Source organism: Streptomyces sp. NPDC041191, assembly GCF_055591945.1.
Map to the genome: position 1 here is coordinate 293,998 of NZ_JBVIZC010000010.1, position 21,908 is coordinate 315,905.

23 protein-coding genes are annotated in these 21,908 nt (G+C 73.4%); 11 read left to right on the forward strand and 12 right to left on the reverse strand.

All coding sequences use genetic code 11. From position 1 onward, the window contains the following. Positions 1–129 precede the first annotated feature (129 nt). Entirely contained in the window at positions 130–759 is a 630-nt protein-coding gene (locus ACZ6AQ_RS21575) for a flavodoxin family protein (protein WP_468761414.1), read from the forward strand. 19 nt (positions 760–778) lie between these two features. On the opposite strand, the gene ACZ6AQ_RS21580 is transcribed toward ACZ6AQ_RS21575, so the two are convergent. Further along, positions 779–1,087 (reverse strand): hypothetical protein, encoded by a 309-nt coding sequence (locus ACZ6AQ_RS21580; protein WP_468761416.1) that lies wholly within the window; start codon positions 1,085–1,087, stop codon positions 779–781. Between ACZ6AQ_RS21580 and ACZ6AQ_RS21585 the strand changes: the two genes are divergently transcribed. From ACZ6AQ_RS21585 to ACZ6AQ_RS21600, 4 genes are all read left to right on the forward strand, one after another. Beyond that, positions 1,080–1,247, forward strand: coding sequence for a hypothetical protein (locus ACZ6AQ_RS21585; protein ID WP_468761418.1), 168 nt, complete (start codon positions 1,080–1,082; stop codon positions 1,245–1,247). The genes ACZ6AQ_RS21580 and ACZ6AQ_RS21585 overlap by 8 nt on opposite strands. Before the next feature lie 400 nt (positions 1,248–1,647). Beyond that, positions 1,648–2,100, forward strand: a complete 453-nt coding sequence (locus tag ACZ6AQ_RS21590) for a nucleoside deaminase (protein WP_468761420.1) — start codon at positions 1,648–1,650, stop codon at positions 2,098–2,100. Positions 2,101–2,209: 109 nt separating this feature from the next. Then, positions 2,210–4,273 (forward strand): hypothetical protein, encoded by a 2,064-nt coding sequence (locus ACZ6AQ_RS21595; RefSeq protein WP_468761422.1) that lies wholly within the window; start codon positions 2,210–2,212, stop codon positions 4,271–4,273. Positions 4,274–4,277: 4 nt separating this feature from the next. Continuing rightward, positions 4,278–5,831 carry an ABC transporter substrate-binding protein gene (locus ACZ6AQ_RS21600; protein WP_468761424.1) on the forward strand — a complete coding sequence of 518 codons (1,554 nt, stop codon included), beginning with the start codon at positions 4,278–4,280 and terminating at the stop codon, positions 5,829–5,831. Between the two features lie 12 nt (positions 5,832–5,843). Here ACZ6AQ_RS21600 and ACZ6AQ_RS21605 read toward each other — a convergent pair whose 3' ends face one another. From ACZ6AQ_RS21605 to hemL, 8 genes are all read right to left on the reverse strand, one after another. Further along, positions 5,844–6,377 carry an SRPBCC domain-containing protein gene (locus ACZ6AQ_RS21605; protein WP_468761426.1) on the reverse strand — a complete coding sequence of 178 codons (534 nt, stop codon included), beginning with the start codon at positions 6,375–6,377 and terminating at the stop codon, positions 5,844–5,846. Positions 6,378–6,423: 46 nt separating this feature from the next. Continuing rightward, positions 6,424–7,500: a c-type cytochrome biogenesis protein CcsB gene (gene ccsB, locus ACZ6AQ_RS21610; RefSeq protein ID WP_468761428.1), complete on the reverse strand. Its 1,077-nt coding sequence runs from the start codon at positions 7,498–7,500 to the stop codon at positions 6,424–6,426. Then, on the reverse strand, positions 7,497–9,317 hold the full coding sequence (gene resB / locus ACZ6AQ_RS21615) for a cytochrome c biogenesis protein ResB (protein ID WP_468761430.1): 1,821 nt from the start codon (positions 9,315–9,317) through the stop codon (positions 7,497–7,499). The genes ccsB and resB overlap by 4 nt, the downstream gene beginning before the upstream one ends. A 5-nt stretch (positions 9,318–9,322) precedes the next feature. Then, positions 9,323–10,060, reverse strand: coding sequence for a cytochrome c biogenesis CcdA family protein (locus tag ACZ6AQ_RS21620; RefSeq protein ID WP_468761432.1), 738 nt, complete (start codon positions 10,058–10,060; stop codon positions 9,323–9,325). Positions 10,061–10,064: 4 nt separating this feature from the next. After that, entirely contained in the window at positions 10,065–10,670 is a 606-nt protein-coding gene (locus ACZ6AQ_RS21625; protein ID WP_388699057.1) for a TlpA family protein disulfide reductase, read from the reverse strand. Positions 10,671–10,747: 77 nt separating this feature from the next. Further along, complete coding sequence (locus ACZ6AQ_RS21630; protein WP_468761434.1) at positions 10,748–12,058, reverse strand: polysaccharide deacetylase family protein; 1,311 nt, start codon at positions 12,056–12,058, stop codon at positions 10,748–10,750. Between the two features lie 203 nt (positions 12,059–12,261). Next, entirely contained in the window at positions 12,262–12,924 is a 663-nt protein-coding gene (locus ACZ6AQ_RS21635) for a histidine phosphatase family protein (protein ID WP_468761518.1), read from the reverse strand. Between the two features lie 146 nt (positions 12,925–13,070). Further along, positions 13,071–14,378, reverse strand: a complete 1,308-nt coding sequence (gene hemL / locus ACZ6AQ_RS21640) for a glutamate-1-semialdehyde 2,1-aminomutase (RefSeq protein ID WP_468761436.1) — start codon at positions 14,376–14,378, stop codon at positions 13,071–13,073. 269 nt (positions 14,379–14,647) lie between these two features. Between hemL and ACZ6AQ_RS21645 the strand changes: the two genes are divergently transcribed. Together ACZ6AQ_RS21645 and ACZ6AQ_RS21650 are read left to right on the forward strand one after the other, a co-directional pair. Beyond that, positions 14,648–15,265: a hypothetical protein gene (locus ACZ6AQ_RS21645; RefSeq protein WP_468761438.1), complete on the forward strand. Its 618-nt coding sequence runs from the start codon at positions 14,648–14,650 to the stop codon at positions 15,263–15,265. A 519-nt stretch (positions 15,266–15,784) separates the two neighbouring features. After that, positions 15,785–16,186 (forward strand): MerR family transcriptional regulator, encoded by a 402-nt coding sequence (locus ACZ6AQ_RS21650; protein ID WP_388699171.1) that lies wholly within the window; start codon positions 15,785–15,787, stop codon positions 16,184–16,186. 12 nt (positions 16,187–16,198) lie between these two features. On the opposite strand, the gene ACZ6AQ_RS21655 is transcribed toward ACZ6AQ_RS21650, so the two are convergent. Beyond that, entirely contained in the window at positions 16,199–17,170 is a 972-nt protein-coding gene (locus tag ACZ6AQ_RS21655) for an ABC transporter substrate-binding protein (RefSeq protein ID WP_468761440.1), read from the reverse strand. 126 nt (positions 17,171–17,296) lie between these two features. Further along, on the reverse strand, positions 17,297–17,875 hold the full coding sequence (locus ACZ6AQ_RS21660) for a TIGR03086 family metal-binding protein (protein WP_468761442.1): 579 nt from the start codon (positions 17,873–17,875) through the stop codon (positions 17,297–17,299). A gap of 72 nt (positions 17,876–17,947) precedes the next feature. Here ACZ6AQ_RS21660 and ACZ6AQ_RS21665 point away from each other — a divergent pair, with 72 nt between their 5' ends. Together ACZ6AQ_RS21665 and ACZ6AQ_RS21670 are read left to right on the forward strand one after the other, a co-directional pair. Next, on the forward strand, positions 17,948–18,916 hold the full coding sequence (locus ACZ6AQ_RS21665) for a DUF6597 domain-containing transcriptional factor (RefSeq protein WP_468761443.1): 969 nt from the start codon (positions 17,948–17,950) through the stop codon (positions 18,914–18,916). A 14-nt stretch (positions 18,917–18,930) separates the two neighbouring features. After that, on the forward strand, positions 18,931–19,554 hold the full coding sequence (locus ACZ6AQ_RS21670; RefSeq protein WP_468761446.1) for a GNAT family N-acetyltransferase: 624 nt from the start codon (positions 18,931–18,933) through the stop codon (positions 19,552–19,554). Here the strand turns inward: ACZ6AQ_RS21670 and ACZ6AQ_RS21675 are convergent. Continuing rightward, positions 19,542–19,991 (reverse strand): GNAT family N-acetyltransferase, encoded by a 450-nt coding sequence (locus ACZ6AQ_RS21675; RefSeq protein ID WP_468761448.1) that lies wholly within the window; start codon positions 19,989–19,991, stop codon positions 19,542–19,544. The two genes, ACZ6AQ_RS21670 and ACZ6AQ_RS21675, sit on opposite strands and share 13 nt — an antisense overlap. A gap of 162 nt (positions 19,992–20,153) precedes the next feature. Between ACZ6AQ_RS21675 and ACZ6AQ_RS21680 the strand changes: the two genes are divergently transcribed. Continuing rightward, positions 20,154–21,005, forward strand: a complete 852-nt coding sequence (locus tag ACZ6AQ_RS21680; protein WP_468761450.1) for an NAD(P)H-binding protein — start codon at positions 20,154–20,156, stop codon at positions 21,003–21,005. 128 nt (positions 21,006–21,133) lie between these two features. After that, entirely contained in the window at positions 21,134–21,871 is a 738-nt protein-coding gene (locus ACZ6AQ_RS21685) for a Mut7-C RNAse domain-containing protein (RefSeq protein WP_468761452.1), read from the forward strand. Positions 21,872–21,908 lie beyond the last annotated feature (37 nt).

Genomic DNA, 21,908 nt, shown 5'->3' on the forward strand with positions numbered 1-21,908 from the left:
GGGACGGGAACGGTCCACGGCCTCGTGGGGCGTCCTGCCGATGGGCCCCATCGACGGAACCGATGGGGCCGGAATACCCTCATGGGCAAGGGAGTTGGCACCGGGGAACCCCTGAGACGGAGAGCAGACATGAACCTCGGCGCCCTGTCCGGAACGGACTTCTCGAACCGCTCGTTCCTCTTCGTCCTGGGCAGCTCCCGCCCGGACGGCAACTCGGAGATCCTGGCCCGCGAGGCGGCGGCGCACCTGCCGGCCGGCGTCGCGCAGCGCTGGGTGGACCTGAACGGACTGTCGCTGCCGGACTTCCGGGACGGACGGCACGAGCTCACGGGCCCGCCGGCGAACGAGACGGAGAGGACGCTCCTGGAGGCGACGGTGGAGGCCACCGACGTGGTCATCGTCTCGCCCCTGTACTGGTACAGCCTCTCCGCCCAGACCAAGCGCTACCTCGACCACTGGTCGGGCTGGCTGAACGTCCCCGGCTCGGACTTCAAGGAACGCATGGCGGGCGGCACCCTGTGGGGCGTGACGGCCCTGGCCCACGAGGAGCACGTCGTCGCCGGGGGCCTGGTCACCTCCCTGAACCACTCGGCCGCCTACCTCCGCATGCGCTTCGGCGGCGTCCTGACGGGCACGGGCTCCCGCCCCGGCCAGGTCCGCGCCGACACGGAGGCCCTGATCCGCGCGAAGACCTTCTTCCAGGAGGAGACGCCGTTCGCGCGGTTCCCCTACGAGGAGGGGGCGGGAGCGGCCGTGTGAGCGGGCGGGCCCCGGCGGGTCAGTCGAAGCGGTGGCCCTGGACGAGTGCCGTCCGCTTCCCGTTCGGCAGGACCAGACGGTACTTCTTGACGCCCTCGTAGCGGCGGCCGACCCGGAAGAAGGTCAGCCCGGCGACGAATCCCACGGCGACGAGCGGCACCAGGAAGGCCAGGGGGTTCGTCGAGGGGTCGTTCTCCTCCCGGACCTGGCCCCCGAAGTGGAAGGCCAGGGGGAGCGTGACGAGCAGCGAGAGCAACAGCAGCAGGCCGATCGTCACGTAGACCAGACGCTTGCGCCGGGCCCTGGCCGCGCTCTCCACGGTGGCCACGAAGGGCTTCCCGCACCGGGGGCACGCGAAGTCGACCGTCGCCTCCTTCGCCGGTGGCCGGCGCATCTCCGGTGACGACAGCGTGGCGACGCTCCAGGTCACCGTCGTCACGCCCACGCTGCTCTCCACGCCGACCCGGCACCCGACGGTGAGGGCATAGCGGTGATCCAGTGGCAACTCGTCCACCCCCCGTGGTTTCCCGCCCCGCCCCCGCGCGACCACGGAAGCGCCCCGAGCGTACCGCCGCGACGAGCTGTCCGGACCCCCATGGGAGAAATCCCGGTCGCCGGATGAAAAACCTTGCCAGGCAAGGGAGTTGAGCGGCGAATGATGCGGGACCCGGTGCCCGGCGGCGAACGGTGCGGGCCCCATGCCCGGCGGCGAACGGTGCGGGCCCCGTGCCCGGCGGCGAACACACGGCCCGGCCCCCACCGGGCGTACCACCCCCGCGCCGCCGGGCGCGACCCCGCCGGGGAGCACGGGGCGGCCCACCCGGGCGGCCGGGGAGAGAACCCGCCCCCCGGCGCGTGGCGCGGGCGGCCCCCGGGGAAGGTTCGCCCATGGACACGGACCAGGCCCGCTCATGGCTCGCCACCGCCCTCGACGAGGCCCGCGCCGGGCTCCGTGAGGGCGGGATCCCGATCGGGGCCGCCCTCTACGCGGCCGACGGCACCCTCCTCGGGCGCGGGCACAACCGGCGCGTGCAGGACGGGGACCCCTCCGCGCACGCGGAGACCGCCGCGTTCCGGGACGCCGGGCGGCAGCGCTCGTACCGGGGGACGACCATGGTCACCACCCTCTCGCCCTGCTGGTACTGCTCCGGACTCGTCCGGCAGTTCGGGATCTCGCGGGTCGTCGTCGGGGAGGCCGAGACCTTCCGCGGCGGGCACGACTGGCTCGCCGGGCACGGCGTCGAGGTCGTCGTCCTCGACGATCCCGCGTGCGCCGCGCTCATGCGGGAGTTCGTCGCCGCACGCCCCGAGCTGTGGAGCGAGGACATCGGCGACGCGTGAGCCCCCGGGCCGCAGGCCCGCTACGGACTCGCAACAGACTCGAAAAGCCGAACGCTTTACCAACACACCGTCTATATCCTTGCGTTGACTGTGACGGGGGTGGCGGGGCATGGACAGGGAGCTGTACGGCCGCGAAGCGGTCCTGGACGACGGTGGCCTGATCGCGCGGCTCGGCGGGCTCACCCGGCACGGCGGTTCCCGGGTGGCGTACGAGCACGGGGACGATCCGCCCGTGACGGTCTTCACCGGCGGGCGCGGGATGGGGAAGACCGCCCTGCTCAAGGAGGTCCGCAACCGCTACAAGGGGTACACGCCACTCGCCCTGCTCGACTGCGCCCGCGTCGAGCCGCCCGACGACCACGGACAGGGCTGGACCCCGCTCATCGGGGCGCTGGCCGAGCTGGCCGTGCAGTTCTCGCCGAAGGTGCTCGGGGCGCGGCCCGTGCGGTTCCCCCGGCTCTCGCTCGGGCTCGTCGCCGTCGCCTCGATCTCCTGGTCCCTGGAGGACGACGAGCGGGCCCGGCACGACCTCCAGCGGCTCGGGCCGCTCCTCGCGACCGTCGACGCCACCCGGGGCGCCGCCGCCCACTGGGTCGGCAAGGTCCTCACCAAGCTCGCCGCCACCTTCGCGGAGACCGCCGCCCCGCTCGCCGGGCTGCTCGCCGAGGCGACCGTGGAGACCGTCCTCGAGGAGGTGTTCGGGCGGCTCCAGCGCACCTCCGAGAGCTGGTACGGCACCTACCGCAACGCGGGCGGGCGCGGGAAGGCCGGGCTCCAGCAGCTCGCCAACGACTTCGAGCAGGGCGGCCGGCGCCGCCAGGAGGCCGAGGCGTTCCTCGTCGGCTCCCTGACCGAGGACCTGCTCCGCGCCTACACCGGGCTCCGGCGCGGCAGCCGCGTCGGCCGGCCGCTGCTCCTCCTCGACAACGCCCACGAACCGCTGGGCCGGCAGCTGATCGAGCCGGTCCTGCGCGCCCGTGCCGAGGGCCGCCGGGACCGGATCGTCGTCCTGGCCGCCTCCCGGGTCCGCGACCACGAGGGGCTGCGCCAGGCCACCCGGACCCGGCTGCCGGAGACCGCGCACCGGGCCCCGTGCCCGCGCGGGACAAGCGTCGGCTCCGGCATCCTCGCCGTCGAACTGACGCCGCTCTCCCCGGCCCAGACCCGTACCGCCTTCGACCACTACGAACCGGCGGGCCGCGCCCCCGCCGAACTCGCCCGCGCCGTCCACCGGCTGACCGGCGGCCGTCCCCTCGGCGTGGCCCTCCTCGGCCGGGCCGCCGGCGAGGCGCCCGCCCACCTGCGGCCCGGGCTGACCCCGGGCCGGCTGCTCGACCTGACGGTGGAACTGCGCGAGGACGCCCCGCCGGTGCCGGTCGCCCCCGCGCTCCTCGCCGCGCTCCTCCCGGTGCCCCGGCTCGGCCCGTACGCCGTGCTCGCCGCCGCCCACGACGAGGAGTCCGCGCGGAAGCTGGCCCGCACCCGGCTCCAGGGCGAGTCCCTGGACGGCGACGTGGCGCTGCGCGTCCGCGACCGGCTGCGCGCCGAGGACTGGTCCGCGTCGGCGGCGGGCTCGCACCACTTCGTCGCCGACCCGCTGCTGCGCGCCCTGCTCCTGCACCGGCTGCGCTTCGAGGACGGCGACCACCCGCGCTACGCCGCCTGGCACGCCGTCCACGAGACCCTGCACCGCCACTACGGGCCCGGGCCGTACCGGCTCCACCACGACCTGGCGCTCGGCCGCACCGAGGAGGCCGTCACGCACCTGCGGGAGACCTTCCCCGAGCCGGACGTCCTCGACTGGCTCGGGCGGCTGCGGTTCGTCGCCTCCGCCCCGTACCCGCGCGAGCGGAGCGCGGTGGGGCACGATCCGCGCCGGGCCGTCGCCCTCGGCCGGGCCCCGGCCGGCGACCTGCCGGCCGGGCTCGACGCCGACGGCGTCGAACTGCACCTCTCCATACGCCGGCTGCTGCACGCCGTATGGCTGCTCACCGATCCGCTCGCGCTGCCCGACGAGGAGGTGGCCGACCTGCTCGCGCACGAACTGCGCAGGCTGTCCGGCCGCCACCTGTCGGGCAGCGGTTCGCTCTGGGACGCTGCCACCCACTGGCCGCGCGACATCCGCGCCTGGCGGGAGCCCTCGCTGCCGCCGGGCCGCGAGGACGGAGTCTGACGCCATGCCCGACCGACTCTCCGACCGGCCGTTCGACCGGCTGCGCCGCCGCGTCCGCACCCCCCGCCAGAAGCTCGCCGCCCTCCTCGTCGCGGCCGTCGTCGTCCTCGGCCTCGGCGGGTACGGCGTCGCCCGGCTGACCACCCCGGAGGACCGCTCCTGCGCGGCGGGCGTCGAACGCCCGGTGGGCAGCGAGGAGTGCGTCGGCGTCAACGGCGACGGCCACGACTTCGGGATCGGCGACCTGAGCGGGATCGCCGGGGCCATCGGCGCCGAGAACGCCACGCTCAAGCCCGACGAGTACGTGACCGTCGCCCTGCTGCTTCCGCTGACCTCCACCGACGGGGGCATGCGCGTCAAGGTGCTGCACGAGCTGCGGGGCGCCTACGCCTACCAGTACCGCGCCAACCACGACTCCAACGACGAACTCCCCAGGATCCGGCTCGTCCTCGCCAACACCGGGAAGGCCAACGCCCACTGGCGCGCCACCGTGGACCGGCTCGTCGCGATGAAGGACTCCGGCGACCGGCTCCGGGCCGTCTCCGGCGTCGCCACCTCCTCCGCCGAGGTGCGGGAGGCGGTCGCGGCCCTCACCGGGGCCGGGATCGCCGTGGTCGGCACCACCATCACCGCCGACGACATCGCCAACTCCCCCGGCAACGAGCGCTTCCCCGGCCTCGCCCGCGTCTCGCCCACCAACAGCGACGAGGCGAGGGCCCTCGCCCACTTCGGGCGCGTGGACGCCACGAAGGCGATCCTCGTCCAGGACACCCGCAGCGGCGACCACTACACGGACACCCTCAAGGCCGCCTTCTCCGCCATCCTCAAGGGCATCCCCCACCAGCCGGAGCTCTTCACCTCGCCCCCCGACCCCAACGAGGAGGGCACCACCGCCAACACCTTCCGCCAGATCACCCACCTGATCTGCGACGCCCGTCCCGAGACCGTGTTCTTCGCGGGCCGCCACACCCAGCTGCGCCAGTTCATCAACGCGCTGGGGGCGCGCGGCTGCTCCGACCGGCCCCTGACCGTCCTGACCGGGGACGAGGGCTCGTACCTGGGCGCGGACACGAAGCTCGACCGGAACGCCCTGAAGGCGAAGCTGACCGTGCGGTACGCGTCGCTCGCCCACCCGGACGCCTGGACGCCGGCCGGGGGGCGCCGGATTCCGGCCACGGGCGGTTCCCCGGAGGCGTACGCGACCTTCCTGAAGGACATCGGCCGTGACCCGAAGCAGCCGGTGGCGCTCGCGGACGGGCAGGCGATCGTGGCGTACGACGCGATGGCGACGGCGGTCCACGCGATCCGCCAGGCCACCCCGCAGGGGGCCCGCCGCCCGTCGGCGGAGGACGTGGCCCGGCAGTGGCCGCAGGTGAAGGCGTCGCTGCGGGTGTGGGGGGCGAGCGGCTGGATCTGCCTGGACAACTACGGCAACCCGTACAACAAGGCGGTGCCGATCGTGGAACTCGCCCCGGACGGCTCCCAGCGCTTCGTGCAGATCGCCTGGCCGGAGGGGCACCCGCCGGAGGCGTCGTGCCTGCCGCCGAACCGGGACTGACCGTACGGGGGCCTACGGCTCCCATGTCGGCCAGGGCGCCAGGTCCCGCTCGTACAGCTCCCGCAGGTGGAGCCAGCGCTCGGACGTCCGCTCCCGCCAGTCGGCGGGACGGCCGTCCAGGGCGCGGGCGAGGCACTCCAGGTGGTCGTGCCAGGCGGCGAGCCGGTCCAGGAGGTGCTCGCGCGGCCCCCGGAACTCGTTGGTGAGGCGCAGCACGGTCGATCCGTCGCCGCCGGGCCCCGGCTCCAGGTGGAACCGGATGCGTCCGTGCGTCGGATCGACCGTGTACTCGGCGACGGACCCGGGGTCCCAGGCGGTCACCCGCCCGGGGTCCTCGGTGTCGCCGCTGGTCAGCCGGTGGAGGACGACCCGCCCGCCGAGCCGGGGCTCCAGCGGGTCGGCCGCGCACAGCCAGCCCGCCAGGCCCTCGGGGGTGGCGACGGCCGTCCACACCTCGGGCGGTGGATGGGGCAGCTCGACGGCGTACCGCACCAGGTGGGTGCCGTCGTCGCGGGTCTCGCTCCTGCCCCGTGGCATCTCGCTCATCCCTCCAGCGTCGCCCCGGGGCGGGAGCGGTGCCAGCCCGGCGGGGTCAGACCCCGGCGTAGGAGTGCTTGCTGGTCACGAAGATGTTCACGCCGTAGTAGTTGAAGAGGAAACAGGCGAAGGCGACGAGGGCGATGTACGCGGCCTTCCGCCCCTTCCAGCCGGCCGTCGCGCGCGCGTGCAGGTACGCGGCGTACCCCACCCACGTGATGAAGGACCAGACCTCCTTGGCGTCCCAGCCCCAGTAGCGGCCCCACGCGTCACCGGCCCAGATGGCGCCCGCGATGATCGTGAAGGTCCAGAGCGGGAAGATCGCCGCGTTGACCCGGTAGGAGAACTTGTCGAGCGAGGCCGCGGAGGGCAGCCGCTCCAGGACCGAGCGGGCGAAGGAACCGGGGTTCCCGCCGGTCGCGAGCTTGTTCTCGTACGAGTCGCGGAAGAGGTACAGCAGGGTCGCGACCGCGCCGAGGTAGAAGACCGCGCCGCAGAAGATCGCGGTGGAGACGTGGATCCACAGCCAGTACGAGTCGAGCGCCGGCACGAGCTGGTCGCTCGGGGTCTTCAGCCAGGTGGTGGCCACGCCCAGGTCGAGCAGGACGGTGGTGACCAGGGGGAGGCCGATCCAGCGGACATCCTTCTTGGCGAGGAGGAAGCCGAGGTACGCGCCGACCGCCACCGTGGAGAAGGTGGTGGAGAACTCGTACATGTTGCCCCAGGGGGCCCGCTGCACGGCGAGCGCCCGGGAGACCACGCCCGCCGCCTCGATCAGGAACGCGAGGGCGGTGAGCGAGACGGCGACCCGGCCGTACAGGTCGCCCTTGACCGTGCCGCCGGCCGCGCCGGGGCCGTCCGGCACGTCCCGGGTGCCGGCGGCGGAGCGCGTGACGACCTCCGGCCGGTCCAGGACGGCGGTGGTCCCGGCCTTCTTGGTCCGGACGGTCACGGCGGGGGCCGGGGCCCCCCGGGTGAGCGCGGCGGCGGTGCGGCCGACCTTGCTGCGGCTGCCGAGGACCCACTCGGCGATGTGGGCGAAGAAGGCCAGCGTGTAGACGGCCATCGAGGAGTAGATGAGCACGTCGCTCATCCGCGCCAGGCTCTCGTCGGTCGTGGCGGCGAGGATCACTTGTCAGCCTCTCCAGAAGGGGCGGGGTCTGCCGCGGGTACGGCGGGTGCGGCGGTTCCGCCGGACGCGGCGGTTCCGTCCGCGGTGTCCGGTGCGGCCTCCGGATCGGTGCGCGGACCGGCCGGCGACGTCTCACCGCCGGGCGGGGGTTCCGGGGCGGGCGGGGCCAGGGCCGCGAGCGCGGCCGTGAGGTCGCCCAGCTCCTCGGGCAGCCGGGCGGACTCGCTGCGGCCGAGCCCGGCCGCCTCGACGACGGTCACGCCGTCCTCGCCCCGTACGGCCCGGACCCAGATCCGGCGCCGCTGGATGAAGAGCGAACCGGCCAGGCCGGCGATCGCGGCGATCGCGCCCGCGAGGGCGAGGCCGTTGCCCGGCTGCTGCGAGATCTGGAAGCTCGCCCACTCCTTGATGTCCTTCTCGAAGGTGATCGAGCCGGCGCCGTCGGGGAGCGTCATGGTCTCGCCGGGCAGCACGCGCTGGGCGAGCTTGTTGCCGGACGCGTCCGTGAACTGCTTCATCTTGGACTTGTCGAGCTGGTACACGTTCTGCGGGAGGCCCGAGTCCACGCGCAGGTCGCCGTGGTAGCCGGTGAGCGCCATGACCGGGAAGTCGAGCGCCGGGAACTGCGAGAACATCGTGCCCTTGCCGGCGCCCGCGAAGGTCGGCACGAAGAACGCCTGGAAGCCCAGCTGCTCCTTCCTGCCGTTCTTGTCGCGGTAGCCGTCCATGACCTTGATCGCGCCGGTCGAGGTGATGTTGTTGTCGATCGGCAGCAGGGGCACGGCGCCGTGGAAGACGGTCTTGCCGCGCCCGTCCCTGACGGTGACGACGGGGGCGTAGCCGTGGGCGATCAGGTAGACCTTGGAGTCGCCGACCCTCAGCGGCTCGTTGACCCGGACGACCGCCTTCCGGTCCGCGCCGCCCCGCGAGTAGGTGACGGCCGCCTCGAAGGTGCGCGGGGTGCCGCGCTGCGGGCCGTTCTTCTCGTACGTGCCCTCGAAGGAGTCCAGCCGGAAGCTGAACGGCTCCAGCTCGTCGGTGCCGAACCAGGAGCCGGACTTGAAGTCGTCGTACTGCGTGAGCGTGTTGGAGAAGCCGTCGCCCTCGACGATCAGCTTGCCGCCCTCGGACTTGAGGAGCTGGCCCCAGGCGAAGGCGACGAGCATCACGATCAGGGCGACGTGGAAGGCCAGGTTGCCGGCCTCGCGCAGGTAGCCCTTCTCGGCGGCGACCGCGTCCCCGGCGGTGTGGGAGCGGAAGCGGCGGCCCCTGAGGAGCGCGAGCGCGGCCTCGCGGACCCGCTCGGGCTCGGCGTCGGTGCGCCAGGTGGCGTACGCGGGGAGCCGGTCGAGGCGGCGGGGCGCACCCGGCGGCCGGCCGCGGAGCTGGCCGACGAACTGCAGGGTGCGCGGCACGATGCAGCCGATGAGGGAGACGAACAGCAGGATGTAGATCGCGGAGAACCACACCGAGCTGTAGACGTCGAAGAACTGGAGCTTCTCGTAGAGCGGCGCGAGGGTGGTGTGGGCCTCCTTGAAGGCCCGCACCTTCAGCTCGTCCGCGCTGTTCTGCGGGACGAGGGAGCCGGGGACGGCGCCCAGGGAGAGCATGAAGAGGAGGATCAGGGCGACCCGCATGGAGGTCAGCTGGCGCCAGAACCAGCGCACCCAGCCGACGGCCCCGAGGACGGGGCCGCCCGCGGGGGCGTCCGGCCGGTCCTCCCGGGGGGCGGTCGACAGCCGCGCGCCGGCCGCCTCGTCGGCGGCCGCGGCGTTCTCCGTGGTGTCGGTCATGTCGGTCGTACCGGCCTTGCTCATGGAACTCAGATCCCCACCGTGAAACCGCTGGACCAGCCCTGCATCGTGGCCACCATGCTGTCCCACGCGCCCGTGAGGAGCAGGACCCCGGTGAGGACCATCATGCCGCCGCCGATCCGCATGACCCACGCGTAGTGCCTCTTGACCCAGCCGAACGCGCCGAGCGCCTTGCGGAAGGCGACGGCCGCGAGCACGAACGGTACGCCGAGACCGAGGCAGTACGCGAAGGCGAGCACCGCGCCGCGCCCGGCGCTGGCCTGCTCCAGGGCGAGCGCGTTGACGGAGGCGAGGGTCGGGCCGATGCACGGGGTCCAGCCGATGCCGAAGAGGGCGCCGAGCAGGGGGGCGCCGACGAGGCCGGCGACGGGCCTCCGGTGGAAGCGGAACTCGCGCTGGGTGATCCAGGGCATCAGGCCGAGGAAGAACGCGCCCATGAGGATCATGAGCACGCCGAGGACCGTGGTGAGCGTCCCCCGGTACTCCTGGAGGGTGGACCCGAAGTAGCCGAAGAGGGCGCCGCCGGAGACGAACACGGCGGTGAAGCCGAGGACGAAGAGGGCGGCGCCGGCGGTCATCCGGCCGCGGCGGCCGTCCGCGAGGTCGGTGCCGGTGACGCCGGTCACGTAGCTGAGGTAGCCGGGGACGAGCGGCAGGACGCACGGCGAGAAGAAGGAGACCAGGCCGCCGAGGACCGCGAGGGGGAGGGCGAGCAGCAGGGCTCCGCTGGTGACCGTCTCGTTCACCGGGTCACTTCTCCTTGAGAAGCGGGTCGATCATCGAGCGGAGCTTCTGTTCGTCGAGGGCCAGCAGGGCGCGGGCGGCGATCCTGCCCTCCTTGTCGAGGACGACGGTGGAGGGGATGCCCTGGAGGCTGAGGGTGCCCTTGGGGAAGCCGAAGAGGATCAGCTTGCCGTCGGGGTCGTAGAGGCTCGGGTAGGGGACCTTGTAGTCCTGCTCGAAGGTGAGCGCCTGCTGCTTGTTGAAGTCGCGGGTGTTGAGGCCGACGAACGCGACGCCCTTGCCCTCGAGGTCGGCGGCGACCTTCGCGAAGTGGGGGGCCTCGGCGCGGCAGGGGCCGCACCAGGAGCCCCAGGCGTTGAGGACGACGACCTTGCCCTTGAGGTCGGCGACGTCGAGCCGCTTGCCGTCGAGGGTCTCGCCCGCGAGCTTCCCGGTGGCCGCCCGGCTGCCCTTGGCGGCGGTGGAGACGCCGCCCTTGCTGGTGACGAAGTTGGTGTTGCCGCCGCCGCCGGAGGTGCCGCCGCCGTCGCCGCCGCAGGCCGAGAGCGCGAGGGCGGCGGTCAGCACTCCGACGGCGAGCAGGGTGCGTCGAGGGGCGCGGCTAGGGCTCATGTGAAAAGTTTCGCATGAGCGTTTGGGGGATCTTGGCCACCCCCCTACGTGCCCGTAAAGCCCCTTGTCAAGACCGGCTAAGCGGACGGCGGGGCCGACGGGGTCCTCCCGGCGCCCGTGGGGGTCGCCGGGGCGGGCCGGAGGAAGGCGTTCCAGCCGCCGGCCGGCTTCTGGCCGACTCCCAGGCCGCGCAGTCTGGCGAGGATCCTGGGGTCCTGGACGTCGAGCCAGTCCACGAACTGCCGGAAGGAGACGAGCCGGACGTCCTTCTTCCCGGCCATCCCCTTGAGGGCTTCCTCGACGGCGTCCATGTAGATGCCGCCGTTCCACTGCTCGAAGTGGTTGCCGATGTAGAAGGGCGCGCGGTTGGTCTCGTACGCGCGCCGGAAGCCGGAGAGGTACGCCTCCGTCGCCTGCCTGCGCCAGCCCGGGTAGCGCGAGGGCATGCCCTTCGTCGAGTTCTTCGACTGGTTGGCGAGCATGTTGTAGTCCATGGAGAGGACCTCGAAGGAGTGCCCGGGGAAGGGGACGGCCTGGAGCGGCAGGTCCCAGACGCCCTGGCGCTTCTCGGGCCAGGTCTGGCGGCCGCCGGGCGAGCTGGCGTCGTAGCGCCAGCCGAGCCGCTTGGCGGTGGGGAGCAGCTTGTCCTGGCCGAGGAGGCAGGGGGTGCGGCCGCCGACGAGCTCCTTGGAGTAGTCGAAGGGGAGCGGGTCGAGGTCGGTCCAGCCGCTGTTCGTCTTCCACTGGGTGACGAACTTCACCGCCTGGTCGATCTCGCTCTGCCACTGGGCCGGGGTCCAGTTCCCGACGGAGCCGGAGCCGCCGCAGAAGTGCCCGTTGAAGTGGGTGCCGATCTCGTGGCCGTCGAGCCATGCCTGCCGGACGTACTTCAGGGTGTCCTTGATGTGGGGGTCGGTGAGGTAGCCGATGTCGGAGGCGCCGACGCGGTTGTTCGGCGGGCGGTAGAGGTTCTTCTTCGACTCGGGGAGGAGGTAGATCCCGGAGAGGAAGAAGGTCATCGCCGCGCCGTGGTTCCTGGCGAGTTCCAGGAAGCGGGGGAAGAGGCCGTTGCCGACCTCGCCGGCGCCGTCCCAGGAGAAGATCACGAACTGGGGCGGGGTCTGGCCGGGTTCGAGCGGGACGGGGGCGTCGGGCTGGTGGGGCTGCTTGCCGGTGTCGGCGGTGGACCCGTCGCCGATGAGCCGGACGGCGTCCTTCGTCGGGGCGGGGGTGCCGGAGCCCGTCGTGGCGTCGCCGGGCCTGTTGGGTCCGGGATGACCCGTATTGTCCTTCTTCGAGGTGCTGCACGCCGCGACGCCCACGGCCGCCGCGGCACCAACGCCCGCCCCGAGCAGCCCCCTTCGAGAGATCCCACTGATTTCGCGCATGTCTTCCCCATTCGCGCTGACGTATGACCTAAACGTCATCCAAACCGACAATCAGTGAGATGCGAGGAGGAACACGGAGGTTCCGGGAATGGGCACAAAGATTTCAGGGCGTTCGAATGACAGGAACATCATCCGAACGCCCCGAACTGTGGCCCTTCTCCGCGGCGCTGTCCAGTGCCGTGCGGAAAGCGCCGGAGAACGTCCTACGCGCCGAAAGCCTTCGACTTCCCCGCGGCCGACTTCCCCCTGGCCGGCTTCGCGCCCGCGAGGAGGTGCGCCGGGACGAGGTCCCGGGCCGGCTCGCTGTACCCCACCGAGACGATCGTGTCCCCCCGGTACGTGAACGACGTCAGCGAGGCCAGCGTGCACTGCCGCCGCCGCGGGTCGTGCCAGAGGCGCCGCTTCTCCACGAAGCTGCGGACGATCCAGATCGGGAGCTGGTGGCTGACGCAGACCGCCTCGTGCCCCCGGGCCGCGTCCTTCGCCGCGTCCAGCGCGCCCATCATGCGGACGACCTGTTCGACGTACGGCTCGCCCCACGACGGCTGGAACGGGTTGGTCAGGTGCTTCCAGTTCGCCGGCTTGCGCAGCGCCCCGTCGCCCACGCCGAAGGTCTTGCCCTCGAAGACGTTGGCCGCCTCGATGAGACGCGGGTCGCTGTCCAGGTCCAGGCCGTGGGACGCGGCGATCGGCGCCGCCGTCTCCTGCGCCCGCTCCAGCGGGGAGGCGACGACGTACGTGATGTCGCGCTCGGTCAGGTGCTCCGCGACCCGGTCCGCCATCCGCCGGCCGAGGTCGGAGAGGTGGTAGCCGGGGCGGCGCCCGTAGAGGACGCCGTCGGGGTTGTGCACCTCGCCGTGGCGCATCAGGTGGACGACGGTGACGTCGTCGTCGCTCTTCGCCCGGACCCGGTCCTCGGGCGTGGTCGCGGAGCCGGTCGCGACCTCGGTGCCGGTGGGGCGCCCGGTCCCGCTCAGGTGCTTCTCCCCGGTGCGCCCGTTCGTCGCGTCGCTCATGCCGTGGCCTCCGCGGCGGCGCGGGCGGCGGCCGGCAGGGCGGCGGCGATCCGCTCGACGGCCCGCTCGTCGTGCGCGGTCGACACGAACCAGGACTCGAACGCGGACGGCGGCAGGTACACCCCGTCGGCCAGCATCGAGTGGAAGAAGGCGTTGAAGCGGAAAGCTTCCTGCCGCTTCGCCCCGTCGTAGTCGCGCACCTCGTCGGCGGTGAAGAAGACCGAGAACATGTTGGAGGCGGTCTGCAGCCGGTGCGCCACGCCCTCCTTGGCCAGCGCGCCGGTGACCAGGCCCTGGATCTCCCGCGAGACCGCGTCCACCTTCTCGTACGCGGCGTCGTCGAGCAGCCGCAGCTGCGCGAGGCCGGCGGCGGTGGCGACCGGGTTCCCGGAGAGGGTGCCCGCCTGGTAGACCGGCCCGGCCGGGGCCAGGTGCCCCATGACGTCGGCGCGGCCGCCGAACGCGGCGGCCGGGAAGCCGCCGCCCATGACCTTGCCGAAGGTCATCAGGTCGGGCCGCACGCCGTCGACGCCGTACCAGCCGGCCCGCGAGGTGCGGAAACCGGTCATCACCTCGTCGGAGATGTACAGCGCGCCGTTCTCCCGGCACAGGTCCGCCAGGCCCTGGTTGAAGCCCTCGGCCGGCGGGACGACGCCCATGTTGCCCGGCGACGCCTCCGTGATCACACAGGCGATCTCACCCGGGTGCGCGGCGAACGCCGCCCGCACCGCCTCCAGGTCGTTGTACGGCAGCACGATCGTGTCACCGGCCTGCGCGCCGGTCACACCGGGCGTGTCCGGCAGGCCGAAGGTGGCCACGCCCGAGCCGGCCGCGGCGAGCAGCGCGTCCACGTGGCCGTGGTAGCACCCCGCGAACTTGACGACCTTCGCGCGCCCGGTGAACCCGCGCGCGAGCCGGATCGCGGACATCGTCGCCTCGGTGCCGGAGGAGACCAGGCGCACCTGCTCGACCGGCTCGATCCGCGCGACGATCTCCTCGGCGAGCGCGACCTCGCCCTCGCCGGGCGTACCAAAGGAGGTGCCGCGCTCCACGGCCTCCCGCACGGCGGCGGTGACCTCGGGGTGCGCGTGGCCGAGGATCATCGGCCCCCACGAACAGACCAGGTCGACGTACTCGCGCCCGTCCGCGTCGGTGAGGTACGGACCGGAACCGGACACCATGAACCGGGGCGTTCCGCCCACCGCCCGGAAGGCACGCACCGGTGAGTTCACGCCGCCGGGCGTCACGAGGGAAGCGCGGTCGAAAAGCGTCTGTGAGACTGGGGCTTCGTATGAATACGGCACTGTGATCCTGACCTGCGAGAACGACGTCGGTCACGACATCGGGAACGGAGGGACGGCGTGGACATCCTGTGCGTTACGCCGGGGCGCCCGCCCTCCGCGTCTGCGAAACTGGGGCGTCATAGGGATGACTCACGGATTCCATGGTGTCAGAGGCCACGGCGTTCTCGCGGACGGGTGTTTCGCCGCGGGTGCGTGGGGGAGGTCACTGACACGATGATCGGGTTGCGCGGCGGAGTCGTGCTGCCGAGAAAAAGCAGTCGGGTGGAGATATGCATCGCGGTGGCGGACCGGGCGAGGGGACGGGAGACCTGGGTCCGGAGTCTGCCCGGCGGGGAAGGCACCGGCGCCGGCGGACCGAGGACCCGGTCCCGGGAAATCCGGGCAAGCCGGCCCGGCCGGGAGGTCCGGGCTCTCCGGACGGAACGGCCACGGAAAGCGGGAGGAGCCGGTTGGGGGTGACGTACAAGTACTTCGGAGCGCCCGACGGCGCCACGGCGGCCCGCGTCCCCATCTCGATGCGCCCGGAGGAGCTGGGCGGCGACGAGCTGGGCATGGGCGGCATGTTCACCAAGATCAAGCCGGAGACCATAGCGGCCATGGTCCTCACCGGCATCCAGGGCATGCCCCTGCACAAGGTGCCCCCGCTGGAACTGGTCGTGCTGCACCCCGACTACGCGGTCGTGAAGCTGCCCATGACCGTCGTCGACCCCCTGCGCGCGATCGGCGAGGAGTCGGTCGGCGCCGCCGCCTTCATCTGGTCCACCGTCCCCGACCGGGGCGGCCCCCGCGACGCCTTCGACGTCTACCGGCTCCTCCACGAATGGCAGGACTTCAGCCACCGGCTGCACGAGGCGGGGCACCAGCCGTACTGCCTGGTGTGGCCCTGAGCCGGGACCGCGCGGGCCCGGGCGCGGGCCTGGCCCCGGTGCCGGCGCTGACTCCGGCCCTGGCCCCGGCGCTGGCTCCGGCTTCGGTTCCGGGGAGAACCGCTCGCCGTCCCGGACGCCCCTGAGGCTCCCCCGCCGTCCCCCGAGGACCCCGAGGCCGGCCTCTCGTCCCGGGCCGCCCTGAGGCCCGGACGGTCCCGCGGGTCCCGTCCGCGTTCCGCCCCTTCTTCCCGCCGACGGTCCACGGCTTCTCCCGTTCTCCCGCCGACGGCCTACGGATTCTCCTGCGGACGGTCTACGAGCAGGCGTTTCGCCGCCGTTCTCGCGCGCATAAGTGATGAAGTTAGGACGAATGGGATGTCATACGTGGAAGCCGCGCCCCCGGGAGGGGCTCGCTCCCTCGCGGAAGCGCCTCCTCACGGAGTGCTCATCCCCCGATGGGAGCGCCTTACGCCCTGTGGGAGCCCCGTACGAGGAAGGACCTGACGCGTGAGCGGAGTACGAACGGCCGGCGAGCCCATGCAGATCTCCGAGGTCGCCGCACGGACCGGGCTGCCCCTGCGCACCATCCGGCAGTACGAGGACAGCGGCCTGGTCGCCCCCTCGGCGGCCTCGCCGGGCGGTTTCCCCCTCTACACGGACGAGGACGTGGCCCGGCTCATGGTGGTCCGCCGGATGACGCCGCTCGGCTTCACCCTCGACGAGTCCCGTGAACTCCTCACGGCGATGGACCTGCTGGCCGCCGACCGGCCGGGGACGGACACCGCGCTCGACCCGGACGAGCGGACCGCGCTCGTGTCCCGCGTCCACCGCTACGAGCAGGCCGCCGCCGAGCGGGTCGCGGAACTCCAGACGCAGCTCGCCCGCGCGGAGGAGTTCGCCCGGTCCCTCCGCTCCCGCCTCGCGATGGCCCCGGCCTGACCGGAAGCGGAGTCAGGGCGCCAGTACCTCCGCGAGGTCGCGGAGGAACCGGGCGTACGCGGCGGGGCTGGGCGGGGTCTCCGGGTTCCAGGGGACGAGCCGCACCCCGGACGGGAGGCCGTACGGGGGCGTGGCGTGCCCCCGGTTGTCGAAGAGGACCAGATCCGGGCGGAGTCCGGCCGGCCGTTCCCAGTCCGTGGTGAGCCAGTTCGCCCCGGGTCCGGGACCGGGGTCGATCATCCGGACGCCGATCCCGGAGAGCCACGCCAGCTCGGGCCACGCCCGAGGGCGGGCCAGGTGCACCTCGTCGGGCCCCGCCCCGGAGAGGGCGAGCACCCCGAGCCCGGTCCGTACGACGGCCTCCCGGAGCGCGGCCTCCGCCGACGCGAACTCCGCCAGCGCGGCTCCCCGGCCGAGCCCGGTCGCCGGGCTCGCGGTCACCGGGTACCCGGTTTCCTGGCCGACGGTTTCCGGGCCGACGCCCTCCGGGTGCGCGGTGTGCGGACCGGCGGCCTTCCGTCCCCCCGCCTCCCCGTGCTCGGCGTGCGGCCCCAGGAACGTCAGGCCGGCGGCCAGCGCGTCGAACCGGCCGAGAATGTCCCGCAGGCCGGACCCGCCGCCGACGGAGAGCACGACGAGCGGCACCCCGATCCGTGCGGCGAGCCCCCCGTCCAGCGCGTACGGGTCCTTCCCGTCGTACGTCACGTCGACCACGAGGTCCGGCCGCAGCGCCCCCAGGCCCTCCTCGTCCAGGCCCCGGCCGGGGCCGAGGTACGGCACGCCGACCGCCTCCAGGATGCCCGCCTTCGCCGGGTCGGGCGTGTCGCCGTCGTGCCCGGAGCCGTACACGGCGACCGGCGTCACCCCCAGGTCGTACAGGGCGGCCCCGGCCCGTACGTACGCGACCACCCGCCTCGGCACGTGGTCCGCCCGCAGCTCCTCGCCCCTGTCGTCCGTGAACTCCCATGCCTGTGCTCCGGACATGCGCCGCTCCCTCCCCGGCCGGAATCTCCCTCTTCCGTCACCTTGGAACGGTTGTGCGGTCCGCACAAGAGGGCCTGTGGGCGCGCACCGGGCCGGGGAGGGGCGGCCGGCGCGCCGGTCCCGGGCTCACCGGGCGCGCGGGTCGCGGCCCGTCGTCGCGAGCAGGCGCTCGAAGGCGGTGGCGCTTTCCGGCAGCTCGACGGCCTCCCCGAAGACCTTCATCTCGCGGCCCATCGGCGCCATCCGCTCCACCTCCCCGGCCAGTTCCGCCACCACGACGGGGTCGGGCTCGAAGGTCCGGCCGGTGGCCCGGGCCAGGTCCCAGGCGTGCACGGTCAGATCGAGCAGCACCATGGCGCCGACCGTCCGCGCGGGCAGCCCCATCGCACCGGACGTGCCCTCGTCGGCGCCGGGCGCCGACCACGCCTCGACCAGCTTCCCGGTCTCCGTCCCGAACAGCTCGCGCCAGTCGGCCCCGGAGACCCGGTCCGGAGTCTCCGAGAAGTCGGGCGTCCCCTTGGCGGCGAGGACCTGGAAGTTCACGACGACGTTGAAGAGGTGGTTGAGCAGGGCACGCACGTCGTACTCGGCGCAGGGCGTGGGTGCGCCGAGCGACGCGTCGTCGGTGCCCCCGACCACGGGGACGGCGTCGGCCGCCGCGATGCGGAGCAGGTCACCGATGCGGGGTGTGGCGTCATTCGTCATGGAACCGACGCTAGGAGGCGCGCGCGGGCGGGTCTTGAAGAAACGCGACGGCACGCGCCTAGCATGCGGACCATGCCCGATTCCGCTCCCCGCCGGGACACCCGGGGCATCGTCGACCCCGCCGGACTGTTCTCCCGCGTCCGCTTCCGCCGGCACGTACCGGCGCCGGAACTGCGGCCCTACCTGGAGCACTACTGGCTGATCGACTGGGAGCTGTCCGAGCCGTACGCGGCCCACCTCGTCCCGCACCCGTCGGTGAACGTCGTCTTCCAGCGGTACGGCCCCCTCGGCGCCCCGGCGGAAACCGCGCGTTCGTCGGCCGAGGTCTCGGGGATCGGACTCGGCCTGTCCACCCGGAAGCTGGCGGGGGCGGGCCGGGTCTGCGGAATCCAGTTCCGCCCCGGCGGCTTCCGCCCCTTCGCGCCCGCGTGGCCGGCGTCGGCGTGGACGGGCCGCAGGGTCCCGCTGAACGGGGTGTTCCCGGAGGCGGGTGGGGGCGGGGGCGCGTTCCCGGGTGGGGACGAGGGTGACGACGCGGGCGCGTTCCCGGGCGCGGGTGAAGGCGCGGACGCGTTCCCGGGTGGGAGCGAAAGCGGGGGCGCGAGTCCCGACGTCCTGGCCTCCGTCCTCTCCCCCGACGACGACCACGCGCGCGTGGCGGCGCTCGACGCCTTCCTCCTGGCCCACGGCCCCGTCCCCGATCCGGCCGCCGACCGGGCCGTGGAGCTGGTGGACCTGATCCGCGCGGACCGTACGATCCGGAAGGTGTCCCGGCTCGCCTCCGCGTCGGGCCTGTCGCCGCGTTCGCTCCAGCGCCTCTTCGCCGACCACGTCGGGGTCGGCCCGAAGTGGGTGATCCTGCGCTACCGGACGCACGAGGCCCTGGAACGCGCCGGGGCCGCCGGGGCGGCGGGTCCCCCGGACTGGGCGGCCCTCGCGGCCGAGCTGGGCTACAGCGACCAGGCCCACCTCGTACGGGACTTCACGGCGACCATCGGGGTGCCGCCGACGGCGTACGCCCGCGCGTTGTCGGAGCCCTGACCTACCGTACGGGCATGGACGAGCCCACACGCGTACGCCTGGAACCCTGGTCCGCGGAGGACGACGGTCTGCTGCGAGCCCTGAACGCACCGGAGTTGACGGACCACCTCGGCGGCCCGGAGACCGGGGAACAGCTCGCGCGGCGCCACCTGCGGTACGTGGGGATGAGCGCGGGCGCCCCGGACGCGGGCCGCATGTTCCGGGTCGTACTGCTCCCGGAGGAGGTCACGGCGGGCAGCGTCGGCTTCTGGCCGCGGACCTGGGACGACGAACCGGTGTACGAGACCGGGTGGGCCGTACTGCCGGGCTTCCAGGGCCGGGGCGTGGCGACGGCCGCCGCGCGCGCGGTGATCGCGGAGGTCTCGGAGGTCGTGAAGGGCACAAAGGTCACGGAGGGCGCGGGGGTCGCGGAGGGCGCGGGGGTCGCGGAGGACATGGAGGCCGCAGGGGCACGGGCGGCGGGCCTCCGCCGCTTCCTGCACGCGTTTCCGTCGACGGACAACGCCGCTTCGAACGCGGTGTGCCGCGGGGCCGGGTTCGAGCTGCGCGGCGAGCGGGACCTCGCGTACCCGCCGGGCCGTCCGATGCGGTGCAACGACTGGCGGTTCGGCCTGGCGGGTCCGGATCAGGGGGTCTGATCCGGCGCGGTGAGCGGCCGGGTGAAGTGGAAGGCCACGATGTCGAAGCGTTCCCTCAGGTAGAAGCGGTGGGCGCCGGTGCGGTGGGTGCCCGAGTCCAGGTTGAGTTCATGGCAGCCGGCCGCGCGGGCACGGGTCTCCAGGTGGGCGAGGAGGGCGTGCCCGACGCCGGTGGAGCGGTCGGCTGCGGCCGTCACCAGATCGTCGACGTAGAGGCTGCGCAGGGAGCTGGTGTTGACGACGATCCGCCAGCCGGCCGCACCGACGCAGCGGCCGTCGTCCGCGTAGGCCGCGCTGAACCGCAGCCCCTGGGCGTGCCCGGCCCCGTAGACCTCCCGGAAGAGTTCCGGGGTGAGGTGGGGGCGGAGTTCGGAGAGCACCGGCAGGAGGTCGCTCTCCAGCCGGGGGTCCTCCGGTGCGAGGTCGGTGATCTTCATGCCGGGACGGTACCCCAGGTTTTTTCGGGGTTGACGAACAGCGACCTCGTCACGAATCGTTATCTGCGTAACACAACCTATTCGTGACGCAGTGGATTCACGGCGCGCGGCCCGTCGGCAGCGCCCCTCCTCCACCGGCGCCCCCTTCCGGAAAGGACCCCCATGACCGTTCTCGTCACCGGCGGCCGCGGCCGCGTCGCCACCGCCCTGCTCGGCCTCCTCGCCTCCGCCGGCATCGACGCCAGGGCCGGTTCCAAGGACCCCGCCGGCCTGTCCCCGCCCGCCGGAACCGCCACCGTGCGCTGCGACCTCTCCGATCCGGCCACCTTCGACACCGCCCTGAAGGGCGCCGAATCCGTCTTCCTGTACGCCGACCCCACACACGCCGCCGCCTTCGCCGAGCGGGCCCGAGCCACCGGCGTCGAGCACGTCGTCCTCCTCTCCTCCAGCTCCGTCCTCGCCCCGGACGCCGCCGGGAACGCGATCGCCGCCTCCCACCTCATGGCCGAGCGGGCCCTGACGGCCGCCGCCGGGGCCGGAGGCTTCGAGGTCACCCTCCTCCGGCCGGGCGCCTTCGCCACCAACGCCCTCCAGTGGGCCCCCGCCCTCCGGAGCGGCCACGGACCGGCCCTGCCGTACCCGCACGCCCACAGCGACCCGATCCACGAGCGCGATGTCGCCGAGGCCGCCCTCGCCGTCCTCACCGAGCCCCGGCTGCGCGGCTCCTCGTACCTGCTGACGGGTCCCGAATCGCTGGACTTCACCGAACAACTGGCGGTCGTCGCCGGGGCGACGGGCCGCCCCGCGCCGTACACCGCCGTCGCGCCCGGGACATGGAAGGAGTCGACGGCCGCCCACATACCGGAAGCGTTCGCGGACGCCCTCCTCTCCCACTGGGCCTCCCACGACGGCCGACCGGTTCCCCTGACCGGCACCGTCGAGGAACTGACCGGCCATCCGGCCCGCACCTTCGCCACCTGGGCCGCCGACCACGCGAAGGCGTTCCGCCCCTGACGGCGCCCTCCGGCCTCCTCGCCCCGTCCTCCCCGCCCGGGGACGAGACGGGACGGGACAGGGCGAGCCGGGCCGGGGCGAGGCGAAATCCCTGGCCGTCCGCCCGGCCCCGGTGCCATCCTGTCCCCGTGAACGGACCGGAGATCCACATCAGCTTCGCCCCCGGCCTGCGGCTCTTCGTCTCGGCGGAACGGCGCTCGGGCCGCACCCCCGTGATCACCGACGGCTCCTCCTCGCTCGGCCACGTCGTGGAATCACTGGGCGTACCCCTCACCGAGGCCGGACGGCTCCTGGTCGACGGGCGGCCCGTCGACACCTCGCACGTCCCGGACGCGGGTGAGACGGTCGAGGTGGAGAGCGTCACCCGCCCCCAGCGGGTCCCCGGCGCCCCGCTCCGGTTCCTGCTCGACGTGCACCTCGGCACCCTCGCCCGGCGGCTGCGTCTGCTCGGTGTGGACGCGGCCTACGAGAGCGAGGACATCGGCGACCCGGCCCTGGCCGCCCTCTCCGCCCGGGAGCAGCGCGTCATGCTCTCCCGGGACCGGGGGCTGCTGCGCCGCCGGGAGCTGTGGGCGGGCGCGTACGTCTACAGCGACCGCCCGGAGGAACAGCTCCGGGACGTCCTGGAACGGTTCGCGCCGCCGCTCGCGCCGTGGACCCGCTGCACGGCGTGCAACGGGGAACTGAGCGGCGCCGACAAGGACGCGGTGCGCGAACGCCTCGAACAGGGCACCGAGAAGACGTACGACGTGTTCGCCCGGTGCGTGGAGTGCGACCGGATCTACTGGCGCGGCGCCCACCACGCCCGCCTGGAGGCGATCGTCACCGACGCGGTACGGGAGTTCGGCGGGACCGCCGCACGCTAGGGAGCGTCCGGCACCGGGACCTCGGACGGGCCCCGGA